The sequence below is a fragment of the Pacificimonas pallii genome, assembly GCF_019204005.1.
Lineage (GTDB): Bacteria > Pseudomonadota > Alphaproteobacteria > Sphingomonadales > Sphingomonadaceae > Pacificimonas > Pacificimonas pallii.
The window spans coordinates 747,233-761,825 of the sequence record NZ_JAGSPA010000001.1 but is presented as its reverse complement, the minus strand read 5'-3'; the positions used below and the strand labels follow the sequence as shown (position 1 = coordinate 761,825).

Annotated in this window: 10 protein-coding genes; 7 read left to right on the top strand and 3 right to left on the bottom strand. The window is 60.1% G+C overall.

The window, feature by feature from the left end; all coding sequences use genetic code 11:
- Positions 1-59: 59 nt before the first annotated feature.
- The 7 genes from KCG44_RS03555 (at position 60) to KCG44_RS03525 (ending at position 7,561) form a co-directional block, all read left to right on the top strand.
- A complete protein-coding gene (locus tag KCG44_RS03555) occupies positions 60-707 on the top strand; it encodes a helix-turn-helix domain-containing protein (RefSeq protein ID WP_218444247.1) in 648 nt (215 codons plus the stop codon).
- A gap of 60 nt (positions 708-767) precedes the next feature.
- The gene (locus KCG44_RS03550; RefSeq protein ID WP_218444245.1) at positions 768-1,835 is read left to right on the top strand and encodes a dipeptidase; all 1,068 of its coding nucleotides are present in this window, start codon (positions 768-770) and stop codon (positions 1,833-1,835) included.
- A gap of 11 nt (positions 1,836-1,846) precedes the next feature.
- Positions 1,847-2,779 (top strand): tetratricopeptide repeat protein, encoded by a 933-nt coding sequence (locus tag KCG44_RS03545; RefSeq protein ID WP_218444243.1) that lies wholly within the window; start codon positions 1,847-1,849, stop codon positions 2,777-2,779.
- A 65-nt stretch (positions 2,780-2,844) separates the two neighbouring features.
- Positions 2,845-4,224, top strand: a complete 1,380-nt coding sequence (locus tag KCG44_RS03540; RefSeq protein ID WP_218444241.1) for a sodium-dependent transporter — start codon at positions 2,845-2,847, stop codon at positions 4,222-4,224.
- A gap of 248 nt (positions 4,225-4,472) precedes the next feature.
- The gene (locus KCG44_RS03535) at positions 4,473-5,261 is read left to right on the top strand and encodes an N-acetylmuramidase domain-containing protein (RefSeq protein WP_218444239.1); all 789 of its coding nucleotides are present in this window, start codon (positions 4,473-4,475) and stop codon (positions 5,259-5,261) included.
- Positions 5,262-5,414: 153 nt separating this feature from the next.
- The gene (locus KCG44_RS03530; protein ID WP_218444237.1) at positions 5,415-7,385 is read left to right on the top strand and encodes a TIR domain-containing protein; all 1,971 of its coding nucleotides are present in this window, start codon (positions 5,415-5,417) and stop codon (positions 7,383-7,385) included.
- A 26-nt stretch (positions 7,386-7,411) separates the two neighbouring features.
- Positions 7,412-7,561 (top strand): hypothetical protein, encoded by a 150-nt coding sequence (locus tag KCG44_RS03525; protein WP_218444235.1) that lies wholly within the window; start codon positions 7,412-7,414, stop codon positions 7,559-7,561.
- A gap of 63 nt (positions 7,562-7,624) precedes the next feature.
- Here KCG44_RS03525 and KCG44_RS03520 read toward each other — a convergent pair whose 3' ends face one another.
- From KCG44_RS03520 to KCG44_RS03510, 3 genes are read right to left on the bottom strand one after another with little or no spacing between them, the layout of a single operon-like run.
- On the bottom strand, positions 7,625-9,598 hold the full coding sequence (locus KCG44_RS03520; RefSeq protein WP_218444233.1) for an ATP-binding protein: 1,974 nt from the start codon (positions 9,596-9,598) through the stop codon (positions 7,625-7,627).
- Positions 9,595-11,364 (bottom strand): CHAT domain-containing protein, encoded by a 1,770-nt coding sequence (locus KCG44_RS03515; RefSeq protein ID WP_218444232.1) that lies wholly within the window; start codon positions 11,362-11,364, stop codon positions 9,595-9,597. The genes KCG44_RS03520 and KCG44_RS03515 overlap by 4 nt, the downstream gene beginning before the upstream one ends.
- A complete protein-coding gene (locus KCG44_RS03510; RefSeq protein WP_218444231.1) occupies positions 11,361-14,588 on the bottom strand; it encodes a DUF7379 domain-containing protein in 3,228 nt (1,075 codons plus the stop codon). Before KCG44_RS03510 ends, KCG44_RS03515 begins: the two co-directional genes overlap by 4 nt.
- Positions 14,589-14,593: the final 5 nt, after the last annotated feature.

Below are 14,593 nucleotides of genomic sequence, written 5' to 3'. Positions count from 1 at the left end.
ACAGGACATGTTCGGCGCTTCGTTACAGGTATCCACTGGGCGCATGGCCGGACAGACTCTTGAACAATACGGAGGCCATTTTGACCGGTGCCGCGAACGATGGCTTGGATTACCTCGAAGGGCTTCGGGGTCCGCGCAGGCGGCGCACCACGTCATTCCATCTGGGGGAACGCATTCGGAAGCTGCGGCGTGACCGCAAGATGACGCTGGAGGAAGCCGGCAGGAATACGGGACTCGCCGCTTCGACACTTTCCAAGATCGAAAACGACCAGATGTCGCCGACCTTCGATGTCGTGCAGAAGCTGGCACTCGGTTTCGACATCGATATCACCGATCTTTTCGCGAGCGATGACGGCCACCAGCCGGGTAGCCGGCGTAGCGTCACCCTGAAGAGCGCCGGCCGTGTCATGGAAACGCCCGTCTACCGTCACCGCCTGCTCGCCTCGGAGTTGAGCCATAAGAAGATCCTCCCTTTCGTCAGCACCATCAAAGCGCGCGGAGCGGAGGATTTCGCTGACTGGGCGAGCCACGAAGGAGAGGAATTCCTCTACGTTCTCGAAGGCGAGGTTTGTTTTGCGACCGAGCATTATGAACCTGTGACCCTCGGTGTGGGCGATAGCATCTATATCGACGCGAGCATGCGTCACATCTGTTATTCCACCAGCGATGAGGACGCGCTCGTCATGTGGATAAACACCGGATCATAAGCCTCTTGCACTAATTTTCCGATACGCTATGAACTTTCGAATGGGGAAAGGGAGTGGGCTATGGACAGGCGGAAATTTATCGGATCGGGGCTTGCGCTTGGAGCGATGACGCTCCCCGCCATGAGCAGCGCGGCGCTCCTGGCAAAAACCCGCCCGCTGACCTTCGACGCCATGGGCGAAGTTCGCTTCAATTATACCGAAGAGCTCGTACGGGAAATGATCGGCAGCGGGCTCGATGCGATCGCCGTCACGCTATGCGACCCGAAACCGCGTGGCACGGCAGCCTATGACCTGGCGATGGACGCTGTCCTCGCACATGACCGTCATATCGCCGCCCACCCGCATTTGTTCATCAAGGCCACCAGTGTCGCCGATATCGACCGCGCCCGGTCGGAAGGAAAGCTTGCGCTTTATTACCTGTTTCAGAACAGCACCCACTTCGGGACCGATCTCGATAATGTCGATGTGTTTTACAATCTGGGCGTGCGCGTCTCGCAGATCACCTACAACCACCAGAACTGGGCAGGTGCGGGATGCAAGGAACTGGGCGCGCACGGCCTGACCCGGTTCGGGCGCGAACTGGTTGAACGGATGAACGCGCGCGGCATGTTGATCGACCTGTCGCACGCGAACATGCGCACGATGGCCGACGCCATCGAACATTCCAAAGTACCCGTTTCAATCAGTCACACTGCCTGCATGGCTGTCCACGCGAACGAGCGTAACACGACAGACGCCAATCTGCGTCTGCTCGCGGAGCGGGGCGGAGTCGTCGGGATTTGCCAGATCCGTCCCTTCCTCACTGAAAAGCGCGCCGGTGCGCTGGCCGATTATTTTCGCCATATCGACCATGCCATCAATGTTGCCGGGGTGGATCATGTCGCCATCGGCAGCGATCGCGACCATCGCCGCATCAAGATGACTGATGATTATCTCGCCGAATTGAAGCGCGAGGAAGGGCCGAATTTCAACCCTGCGGAATGGCCGCTCTTCATCGATGAACTGAATGGGCCCAATCGCATGGAGGTGGTCTGGGACGGAGTCCGCAAGCTTGGTCATGGCGAGGCGGCGGCGGAGAAAATTATGGGGACGAACCTGCGCCGCCTTTATACCGAGGTGGTCGGGTGATGCGGCCCGCGATGACACTTGCGGGCCTGGCCGCATCGCTGTTTGCCGGTGCTGCTCTGGCGCAGGATGTCGTGCCCGCGGACGCCGAAGCAGCCGGGTTTTGCAGGGAAACCCTGATCGGAACGCCGCTGCGCACGCCCGACTGGAATGTGCAGACTGCCCGCCGCCTGAACGAAGATATCGCAATGGCGCGCAGCGCCCTCGACATCGCGCCCGACCGTGAAGAGAGCTATTTCTGGCTTGGGCGCCGCCTGGGATATGCGGGCCGGTATTGCGATGCCATCAATGTCTTCACGCGAGGCCTTACGCGCTTTCCGGGCAGTTATCGGTTGCTTCGTTATCGCGGGCGCCACCTTGCACGGGTGCGCCAATTCGACCTCGCGCTGTCCGACTACGAGCGGGCGATGGAACTCATGCGAGGTGAGCCCGACAGTTTCGAACCCGATGGTTTGCCCAATGCGCGCGGCCTGACTCTTGGCACGTACAAGTCGAATATCATCTATTACCATGCGCAGACCAGTTTCGCTGTCGGAGACTTCGCGCGGATGGCGGAAGGGATGGCGCAGGCCTTTACCCTCGTGCCTGATTTTGCGCGCGATGACATGCTGCCTCCAACAGCGTTCTGGACGTATCTGGCCTATCGCAAGATGGGCGAAGACGAGCGTGCGAAGCGCGCCGTTGCCGAAGTACCGGCCGATCTCAACCTGACCGAGAACCAGGATTATCACCGCGCGGTGAAGGTCATGCAGGGCCGCATCACCGCTGAGGACCTGACCGAGAGCGAAGGCAGCCTGGTCAGGTTTGCGCTTGCGATGGAGCACCGGTTTGCCGGCCGGGAAGACGACGCCAGGCGCATGCTGCGCGCGATCGTGGATGAAAGCCCGCAAGGGTTCTGGCCGGCCGAAGTCGAGCTGACCGCACCGGACAGGGCCGCGCAGCGTTAAACGTGCCGTTGCGCCAGGCGGGGCGAAGCGCTCACAAACCCATGAGTGAGGGAGGGCATCGAGCCATGGCGATGAAAGCCGACAAACAGCCACAATTATGGTCGTCGAGAACGTCCTTCGTCCTCGCTGCCAGCGGGTTTGCCGTCGGGCTGGGCAATATCTGGCGGTTCCCGTACATGACTGGGGAAAATGGCGGTGCCGCCTTCATCCTCGTCTATCTCGCCTGCGTGCTCTGCATCGGCCTGCCGCTCGTCATGGCGGAACTGATGCTCGGCCGGCGGGGCGGACGGGGCATCGTAGGCTCGCTTCGCAATGTCGCCGCGCAGAGCGGTGCCAGCCGGCGATGGCATATGATCGGTATCCTCGCGCTCATCGCGACTTTTGCGATCCTGGCCTATTATGTCGTGATCGCAGGGTGGACGCTGGATTACATGCTGCGGTTCGCAGGAGATGAATTTTCCGATGCGCAGGCGGAGGAAACGACCGCGATCTTCGCGTCGCTGATGGACAGTCCCTGGCGCATGATCGGGTGGATGGCCGCCACCGTCGCCTTTAGCGCGCTGGTGATCTCGCGCGGGCTTACCGGCGGTATAGAGAAGCTGACCAACATCATCATGCCGTTTTTCTTTGCGGGGCTCGTCCTGCTTGCAATTTACGCGGCGTTCGTCGGCGACATGATGAGCGCGCTGCAATTCCTGTTCGTGCCCGATTTTTCCAAGATCGACGGCGGCGTCATCGCCATGGCGGTCGGGCAGGCGTTCTTTTCCGTTGGCGTCGGTTTTGGGACAATGGTGAGCTTTGGCTCCCATCTGGACCGGAATGCGCCGATAGCGGGATCGGCCATGACGGTGATCGCGGCGGATACGGTCGTCGCGCTGCTGGCGGGGCTGACCATCTTTCCCTTCGTGTTCCAATATGGTGTGCCGGTCACGTCCGGTCCGGGCCTTGTCTTCGAGACTTTGCCCATTGCATTCGGAGCGATACCGGGGGGCAGCATCGTGGGTTTCCTTTTCTTCCTGTTGCTGTTCATTGCGGCCATCACCTCATGCGTAGGGCTGCTCGAGCCCCTCGGCGGCCGTATCGCCAATGCATTGCGCATCGGGTTGCGTCCGGCGGTGTTTCTCGTCAGCCTGCTGGTGGGGATCGCCAGCCTCGGCACGGTGTTTTCCTTCAACCATTTGGCCGAGTTCCATCCGCTGGAACCCTTTGGTGTGCTTAGGGAACAAACGATATACGTCGTGCAGGACTATCTTGCCGTCAACATCGTGCTGCCACTCGGTGCCCTGCTGACATCGCTGTTCGTAGGCTGGGTGGTCAAACCGGAAATCTGGAGGGAAGAACTGGCCACCAGCGGCGCGCTCGCCCGCGCGCTGTGGCGCCCCGCAATGCGATATGCGGTACCTCTCGCAATTCTGGCGATCATGATCGCCGCGCACTGGCAATGAAGCGCCGTATCGCGCCGGGCATTTTCTGCAAGGAAAGTTACTGGTTTCCGGCTCCGCACCAATAATGCCCCGCGCTTAACCAGAAACCGCGCCTCTATTGACCCGGTGCAGGTACGCGCCGATAAGTAAAACCGGTTGTTGCGTTCTTGTTCGCTTTAAGGTTCAGGGATTTGCGCGGCACTTCCAGACATGATCACACCGCCAGCCCCTCAGGACCAATCTTGTCCGAAACGAAAAGGGGAAATCATATGTCCGACGAATTCATCGGCACTGGTGCGAAAATGACGGCGGGGGCTATCGAGCAGGCTGCCCGCGACCTGGACTGTCAGGTTGCCGCCGTGAAGGCAGTCATGGAGGTGGAGAGTGCGGGCGGCGGTTTCTTTCGAAACAAGAAGCCAAAAATCCTGTTCGAACGACACCATTTCGCAAAGTTCACGAACAACGCCTACAACGGCACCCATCCGGATATCTCATCGCGAAGGGCGGGCGGATATAAGGGCGGCGCACATGAATATGGCAGACTGTCGCGCGCCATTGCGCTCGACCGCGAAGCCGGGTTGAAATCCGCAAGCTGGGGTATGTTCCAGATCATGGGCTGGAATCACAAATTGTGCGGATACGCCAATGTGGAGGACTTCATCACGGCGATGGTGACGTCCGAAGATACCCATCTCGAAGCCTTTATCGGCTATGTGAAGAGCCGAAAACTGAAGGACGAACTACAGCGCCTCGACTGGCGCGGCTTTGCGCGGGGATACAATGGTGCCGCCTACGAAAAGAACAAATATCACATCAAGATGGCCGATGCTTTCCGGCGCCACAGCATGGCGCCTTTTCAAACCGAAAACGGGCGAAAGCTGATCAGCATGGGCGCAAAAGGCAAAGACGTTCGCGATCTGCAAAAAGCGCTCGATTTGATCGTCGATGGCGACTTCGGCCCCGCGACCAAGGCCGCTGTGAAAAAATATCAGAAGGAGAAGAATCTAAAGGCCGATGGCGTCGTCGGCAGCATGACCTGGCACGCGCTTGGCCTCTGACCATATGGTGATGCCGCTGACCGGACGCCGGGCAGCCCATATATATCGCTATTCTTGTCTCCGGCGGGCCTGCCGCCTAAGCAATGGCTGTTGGTGACGGGTGAATAACCGTAGATCAATGCCAGAACGATGCTGCGGGGGCTTTTGAAACCAATGACCGGTGCCGATCCTGAGTCCGGTGAGTCCGCACCGGCGAAGACGGTATTTCTCAGCTATGCGCGCGTTGACCGGGAGCAGGCATTGCCGATCGTCGCGGCAATTGAGGCCGCGGGTTACGGCGTCTGGTGGGACGGCCTGATTGAAGGCGGCGAGCGGTTTCTGGAAACCATCGAAACGGCGCTTGTTTCGGCCAAGGCGGTCGTGGTTCTCTGGTCCGAAGCGTCGGTGAAATCGTCCTGGGTGCGCGATGAAGCGACCCATGGCTTTGAAAATGGCAATCTGGTGCCGGTCGCTTTGGGCGGCACGGTTCCCCCGCTCGGATTTCGGCAGGCGCAAAGTATCGACGTGAACGATGCCCGCAGCGCCGATGCCGCGCCGGCGATGGAGGCCATCCTACGCGCGATCGCCGCGCGGCATGGCGACGGAGAAACGACGGCAGCTGAGGCCGTCATGCCGCATACCGGCCCTCCTGATAAGACGATCGCAGCGGGCAGCATCGACCGCCGTGCGCTTTTGGGCGGCACCGCGCTTCTTCTCAGCGCGGGTGCCGTCGGCGCATGGTGGCTGACGCAATCTGGGCCGCAGGCCGCAACGGACAATAGCGTGGCGATCCTGCCTTTTGCCAATCTCAGCGGCAATCCCGAAAAATCCTATCTATCGGATGGTCTATCAGCGGAACTGCGAACACAATTGTCGAGCAATCGGCTGCTGCGCGTCGCCGCGCAAACCTCCTCCAACAGTTTTCGCGGCAGCGATGAGGATGCCCGCACGATCTGCAGCAGGCTTGGCGTCAGTTTCCTGCTGGACGGCAATGTCAGGCTGGCTGGCGACATGCTGCGTATCTCCGCGGAGTTGATCGATGGCAGGACGGGATTCAGCCAATGGTCCGAAACCTTCGATCGTTCCGTGCAAAACATCTTCGCCGTGCAGGAAGAGATTGCGCGCGCTGTCACCTTGGCTCTGACGCAGGAAATGCTTGGCGGTAAGCAGGCTGATTTCACCATGGCAGGCGGCACCGACAGCCTGGCCGCCTATGATGCCTATCTGCGCGGCCGCGATCACTACGCCCGCGCCAGTGACCGGTCCGACGACATGGCCGCGCTTGCAAGTTTCGACGCGGCCATAGCTGCCGACGAGGATTTCGCTCTCGCCCATGCCGCGCGGGCACGGTCGTTGACGGTGATTGGCAATCAATATGACCAGGGACAGGAGCGCCGTTCGCGGTACCGGGACGCAATTGCGGCAGCTCGCCGCGCGGCCGCCCTTGCTCCGGACGTCGCCGACACGCAGTCGGCACTCGGTTTTGCGCTCTTCAACGGTGATATTGACGCCGCCGGTGCGCGCGCGCCCTATGAGCGTTCGTTCGAACTTGGTGGAGGCGATGCGGATGTCCTCAGCCGGTACGCGCTTTATTCGGCGCGCTGCGGGCGGTTCGACAGCGCGCGCGCGGCAATAGCACGGGCTGCGGAACTTGACCCTTTGAACGCGCGGGTATTCAGGCGCATTGGCGAGGTGGAATATTCGGCGCGGGCCTATGCCGCGTCCATTCCACCGGTGCAACGCGCGCTCGGCCTGAACCCAGAGCTGTCAGTGGCGCATTCCGCCATTGGCGCCAGCCTTTACCTGATGGGTGACGTGCCAGGCGCCCGTACGGCTTATGAACGGGAGCCGAGCAGTCTGTTCCGCCTGACCGGCCTCGCGATCGTCGCCGAGCGGCAAGACCGCACCGCCGATGCAGAGGCAGCTTTTGCGGCTCTCGGCGCGGCGCACGGCGATAACAGCCTGTATCAGCGTGCGCAGGTGCTGGCGCAGTGGGGGCGGGCAGACGATGCCATGGATCTGCTGGAAACCGCGCGGGAGGAGGGCGATGCAGGCCTTGTCTATCTCAGGAATGATCCCTTCCTGGATCCTCTGCGACAACGCCTGGATTTTATTCGTTTGCTGACGGCACTCGGCTTCGCTTAGGGTTAACCATAACGGGGAGACAGAGCATGGCTGACAAAAGCGACAAGCAGACGCCCAAGGATATCGACACAACCAAGGACAAGCGTTCTTCGCCCGAAGAGCGGGGAACCGGTGACCGCGGCAATGGCGACCGCGTGTTCGAAGGTGATCGCGGAAACGGTGACCGGCATTTCTAGGAATGCCCGGTCTGGTCCCTTTCGGGGAACTGGACGAATGGCATCAGGCGTCAACGCCAAGACCTAGCTTGCCTCGGCGTTGGCGATCTCCAGAGCGCTCAGGTCGACACCGGTACATTCATCAATCACGATGTTATTCTCCTGAAGCGATTTACAGGCGCTCATGATATCCCATTGCCATTCGGGTGCCAGTTGCCCTGCAATGTCGTCATCAAAGCCGTCCTCCTGCATGAAGCCGACCAGCCTGGCTCCGATTGAACGCTGTCCGGTGATATCCGCATCCACTGCGCTATTCTGAAACCGCCGCGACAGAAGCGCCCGGTAACGAATACGCGCGTCCCAATTTGCTGGATTCTCATCCAGCGCGGCGACCAACTCCGTTTCCAGAACGTCAAACATCTCGTGGGCCAGATCGTCATTGTTGGAATCCCATGCCGCCTGCGCTTCGAAAAGCTCCATCCAGAACGCAGGGTTCATAACAGTGTCCGCCTCTGTGTCCCGACGTTGATTGGCGGCGGCCGACTGGTACAGAATATTGCGCCGTACACTCCAGACTTCGTCCTGATCGGTGGCATAAAGCAGCTGGTAATATGCGTTCGTGGAGATCGCGTCGTTGCTGTAATTCGTGAATAACCGCTCATCTTCCTGCAACAGAAATGCCGCGGCCGTCGTCATGATGAAGAACAGGATCGTGCATATCGCGGCGACGACACCGCCCCATAAAATGAACCGGCGGCGACGGTCTTTCGACTTGCTCTTCTTCACAAAGGCCTGCTCTTCGGGGCCCAGCTGAAGCAGCGACCGCTGGTTCGCGGCATCCAGCTGCCGAAGGCTGACATCGACCGCTTTCAACTCTTCAGGCGCGAGGTAAACGCCCGTGCGTGCCGCACTTGCCATCCGGTCGCGCACGATCTTTTTGACCTCAAGCGCGTTCTTTCGCGCGGCACTGCGCGTTTCAGCGATCCGCCCCGCCAGCGCGTCATGGGCCAGCTCATAGCGCCCGTCCACATTTCTCAGCACCCGCGATGTTTCCAGCGAGGCAATGGCATCGTCGAGCCATGGTTCAAAAGCGGGCGCGCGCGCCAGCAATTCCGCGCGCGTCAGTGGCAGTTTGGTACCCTCCACCGTGACGAACTCTTCCAGCAGAAAGCGCACGCCGCGCCTCATCATATCAGCCCGGCTGGTCGCAAGCTGCTTCTGCAGCGCCTTTGTGCGGTCATCGACAAAATCGGCCATGATATCGCCGAGGGCACCGGTGGATTCGACCGAGGCATCGGTAAACATCAAAGGCCCGCCGCCGGCCGAACCCGCCGCTTCCTGATAGAGCTTATCCAGATAGACCTGAAGATAAGCGAGCTGCACACCGCCGCGCTCGTCGCCAATCTTGTCTGCGATCCGCCGCGCTGTTTCGTCACCTCGCTCCAGCGCGATATCGCTGGCCGTGGTCGTCCCGGTAATCACCTTTTCGATGTTGCCGGGGCTCATCGCCTCGACACGCAGCCGCTTGTTGAACAGGTTCGGTACGACCTCTTCGAAGCGATACAGCTGCGCCAGATATTCCTCTCGCAGACTGAAGATCATTTTGCAGGACACATCAGAGGCCAGTATGTCGGCGACGGTCGCGAAGAACGCCTCCTGCTCGTCCCTGCTGCCCAGAATGAACAGCTCCTCAAACTGATCGAAGATCAGGTACATCGGACGCAGATGATCCAGGAACAGTGATTTCAGCGCATCGACCGGTGACATTTCCGGCGGGATCGGCGTGTCCGCCTCCGCACGTATTTCACGCGCCAGCGCGGCATTAATGTCATCACCGCGCCGCACGAACAGCTGGAAACAGTCAGTGTCGCTCAGCCGGGTGGCAAGTCCGCACTGGATCAGGCTGGTTTTGCCAGTCCCTGATTCGCCGTAAACAAGAACGACGCGGGATTCGCCGATCATCCGGTAAAGGCGCGCGATCTCCTCCTCACGGCCAAAGAAAATATCCTGATCGGTCCGCTCATAGGCGTCGAGAAATTTGAACGGAGAGCCGGTCATTTTGACAGCTCCGTCCTGAATTCCTCTACCAGCTCGCGGACTGACATATAAAGCGCAGGGTCGTCGCCCTCCATCGCGTCCGCAATCACCAGCTTGTCAGGCGTATCGCCGACAGAATGATAGTGCACCGCCCGCGCGTCGGCATCATAATAACGAAAGAAGAACAGCTTGCTGTTCTCATTCCCCGTCAGCGCGTTCTGATCGATAATGAACGGGCTGATGTTCAGATATTCCGACACATCATCCAGATCCTTCATAAGGATCACGGAATCATTGTCGGTGAATGTCGTTCTTATTCGCGGCTCGTCGGCAAAGCCCGCCGTTACCTTGTCCAGCATGACCTGAAGGTGGCGGAATTGCGGCGGCCGGTGCCGCGTCTGCAGGATATCGATCCCCTTGATCGTCGCGAATTTATACTGAACGATGAAGGCCATATCGCACAGGATTTCCGCAAGATGCGTCTCCGCCTGAACGCAGAAGCTCTCAATCTCTCCAGCGGGCGGCGCCCCCGCGGCAAGCTCCGAACGCATTTCGTTCATGAAGCTGTGCGCGGCCCTGCTTTCCGCGTCATGCAGCGCCTCTTCCAAATCGGCACACTCAGCAAGAAACGGTTCAATATCATTGGTGACGAGGACATGATTCACGGCCAGCACGACCGCCAGATAATCAAACGTTTCCTCACTGCCGGCATCAATCGCCAGAAACCGGGAAAGGATCGCTGCCTGCTCGTCCGGGATATTCAGGTCAGCCTTTTCCAGCCGTGCATTCCACAGCTGCGACAGCATGATGAAGGCCATCATCTTGGTCGTCGTTTCGTATGTCGCGACAAGCTGCCTCAACCTGGCTTCGTCAACATTCGTATTGCTGAAAAGCCGGCGCAGCTGATGACCGACGGGAACCGGAAACGCATCCATGACCATCTGGCGAACGATCCGTATTTCCGGCGGCTTGTTCTCTTCTTTTGCAACCATCATCATGATTTTCAGCTGCGTACTGAAGGGCGCGACGGCATTTGACAGCCGCTCGATCAACTCGGTGTTCACCGCAACCCCCGCCGCCTGCTTCTGCGCCGCGCCGCGTATGATGACATTTGTCTCCGCCTGCCGGGGCAACACCCATGACAGGACGCTTTCATGATTCGGATGCGTGTAAATCCCCCACGTATCGGCCGGATCGATCGCGGCTTCGGATTCCCCGCCCCAATGCATAGCGCGGAATTCTTTGACGACCCGCGTATCGCCAGGCTGGGTTTCAATCAGATTTTTCGCTGATTTGAACGCGTCGCCGATGGATTTCTTGACGGCGAGCGCGCGATAAAACTCATTCGCGAATTTCGTGGCCAGGCCATCGTCGACGGGTGCGGCTGTCGCGATCACGGCCGGTACGCCATTTTCGATCAGCACACGCACCTGATCCTTCGTCGCGCAACCGTTCAGGAAGACCAGTTTCAGTCCCTCCGACATGCCAAGCATCTGCGCCAGACCGCCGGCCTTCGCCGCCTCGTTGCCGCCGCCCGGTTTTTCCAGCTGCAAGGCGGTTCCATCGGCATGTCCGGCATAGTGGAAGATCGCCACCTGATCGCGGAAGCGGTTGAACTGTTCGAACAGGTCATCAATGCCCGCATTGGCGCGCTCCTTCACGCGGATGAAGCCGTCATCTTCGAAACCGCTCAGCGCATTGGCGATCGCCTTGCGTTCTTCCGCCAGCATGCTGAGATAATCGCTTTGGTCGTTTGCCGACGCGATAAGGATGACGGGGGCTCTCACAGGGACCAGTCCAGCGCTGTCAGCGCAGCGATACCGGCAGGCGCCGTGAAGTAATTCAGATGATGACAGGCGACCTCGCCGCGAACCGCATGTCCTGCGGGGCGCGCCGCCTCGGCGCGGATACTTTCGACGCCCACAGCGATATCGTTGCGCTTGTCCGAGAACAGGGCATCGAATGCAGGTCCACGCCCGGCCTTCACCAGCAGTTTGGCAAAGCCGCTTCCTGCCGGCGCATCATAGGCATCGATGTCGCCCGCAAGGATCGAATAGCGGGTCGAGGGCTGCTCACCTGTATTCAGCCTTTCGATAAATTCCGAATCCGGCGACATCTGCTCCAGTGTCGGCGTCAGCTTCTTCGACCGCTGCAACAGTATCAGCGCAGGCCCGCAGAATTGCGGCGCGAAATTGGTGCCCACCGTCGCCAGCACCTGCAGGATTTTTCGCGCTGTCCCGACACGGCCAAAGGGGGATCCGGCATTCGGTGTGCCGCACATCACCAGATGATCGACGACAGCCGCGCCGCCCAGCTGTTCAATGAACACGCGCGATACGAGCCCGCCCATACTGTGCGCCATGATGGTCAGCGCCTTGCCGTCGTCCGCGGTCAGGCCCGCGCCCGCAAGATCGGCCGCGAGCAGTCCCGCCGTCTCGTCAATCGGCGTCGACAGGTTTTCATAATCATAGCTGAGCACAAGATCGAACCGGCCGTTGAGTGCGGCATCCTGAACGCCGCCAAGCATGGCGGTCGTATCCCCGATAATGCCGTGCACGACCAGCAGGATGTTGTTTGCCGCAGCGACCCTTGCCGGAATATTGTCGGCGGAATAGCGGTATGTCCCGTCCTCGCGGAATTCCGCCGCGCGCAGGCGGTTCACGTCCTTTTTTCCAAGGTAGGTTTTGAACAGGTACATCTTCAGCGCGCTGCCCAGGCTGCGCTGGTCGATCAGGCTTTCGTGCACCTCGCTGATTTCGAGGCACGCCGAGCCCGCTTCATCCACCCAGCTATCACCCGCCAGCAGAATATGCTGGCCATCATCGATCAGCGGCACCATGATTTCGCCGTCCTCAAGCGCCGCATGAAAGCGCATGCGGATGGGCTCGTCCTTCAGCGCCTGGGCATTCGCGATGCCCGATAGCTCAATCATGTTGGCAGGCGCACCACGCTCGCCGCCGAACGTGGCCGGGCGCAGTCCCGTTCCTGCCAGCCGGTCAAACAGCCGCGCCTCGTCGCCAAGCGCGCGGGCCGGATCGGGCATCGTTCCCACCGCCAGATTGGCGCTGACCTTGCTATGTGGTTCGATGGTGATGCCGCCGCCAGCCAAAGACACGGGCGCTGCGCCAATCTGATTCACACGGCGCACGATCCGGACGGTCATGTCCTTTACGAACCAGTCGTCGGTCGCAGGCTTTCCGGCGTCGCCCAGCTCTTTTGCGCTGCCAAAACCGCGTTCCGCGCCACGTGGTTTGATCGGATCGAGCGCCAGCTGGAAATCGTCGATACGCTCGGTACTCAGCACCAGCTTGATCCGCTCGCGCGCCTCGTCGCCATCATCCAGCGAAAAGGCAACTTCTGGCGAAGGATTGTCCGTCCCCACCGTCAGCGTCATATATTCGCCGCCCGCTGCGACCTGCTCATTGGCGAGGATCTGCACGCCAAAATCATCGCTGAAATACAGCAGCAGGAAATTCAGCGGCTGCTGCGTGCGATTGGCGAGTTCCAGCTTGCCGGTGATGTTCTTCCACTCACCCGCGGTCTTGCGATATTCCAGCGTGACTTCCGGGCCATGAAAAGCGGTATCTGCGCCATCTTCGACAAAGCGAAAGTCCACGAGCTCAGGATCAAGCGCGGGTTTTGGATTGGCAAGCGCGGCGGTTCTCCGCCATGTCGAGACTTGCGCCAGCATCTGCAGCAACGGCTTCGCCCAGCCATCAGACAAGCCCTTTTGCAGGACGGAAGATATCTTCCGCCCGGCTTCATTCCTCAGGACGATCTCGCCGTCTTCGTCGGTCAGGCTGACACCGTCGCCCGCATCGCCATCGACCAGCGCGACATTCAGCATCACATCCGCCTCGATCGCCGCCGTCAGCGATGCGCGCACGGCCTCAGCCCCGGAAAAGCCGACGAGCAGCGGTGCCTGCGGCAGGCTGGTGATCTCGCCCATGTAGCGTTTTGCAGGGTCCGCCTCAAAATCGGGTTCCACGGCACATGTCTGCGCGCCGACATGCAGTGCGCGGGCATGGCCGACAACCAGATCGCTGTCCTCATCATGAACGGCAAACCGAACCGGCGTTGCAGGGTCAGCGGACACACCGTGGATCGCGCCGCATTCGGCTTTCCACGTGCCGTTCACATTTGCGATCGACCAGGCCGGACGGCGCCGTTTCGCGGCGAGGCCCAGAAAACCGGTATAGGCGTTAAAGCCACCGACGCCCTCGAACTGCGGGTCCTGCGGCGATTTCCGCTTGTCGCGAATATACTGACGCACGGCGGCGCGGCTGCGCACGAACAGGTCGGCATAGCTGATGCCCTCGGGCGACTTGCGCAGTACGTCGAACATCGATGTTGTGAAGATGCCGCGATGCGTGTCGAGGTCCTCCTTCGCGGTTTGCGAACGATCGCACGCGGCCATCAGAAGGTGGCGGCTCGCCGGTATCCTTAGCGGCTCGCCGCGCTTCAGCATCTGCTCAAACTGCCCCTCAAGAAATGTCTCGAGCGGGCGTCCCTTCAGATTGGCCGATGTGGTGCGTATCCCGGCTCTTGGGCCGTCTTCGAGGTTACGTGTACCGGATCCCGAATGGCAGCAGTCCAGGATCATGGCGACGTGCGGGTCTTTCACCGCAAGCTCCCGCAGCAGCAGCGCCAGTTCCTTGTCGGCCAGATCGTAATTGTCGCCGTCGCGGCTGTCGATGCAAACCAGTCCTTCATCGCGGTTATCCCGGTCGAACGCGCGCAGCTCCATCGCCGAGGTCGAGCGTGCGCCGTGACCGCAATATTGGAACAGGGCGATATCATCCTTTCCCGCCTGTCCCAAATGACTGCGGAATTCCCGGATCACATTGTCATAGGTCGCGTCATGATCCTTCAGGATCATGATGGCGGGATCGTCAAAGCCATCTTTCAGATAATCCTCGACATTATCGACATCATTGACGCAGCCCTGCAGGCGGCCGACCTTCGCGGGATAGTCATTAATACCCACCAGCAATGCGTAGACTTTCGACATATTCG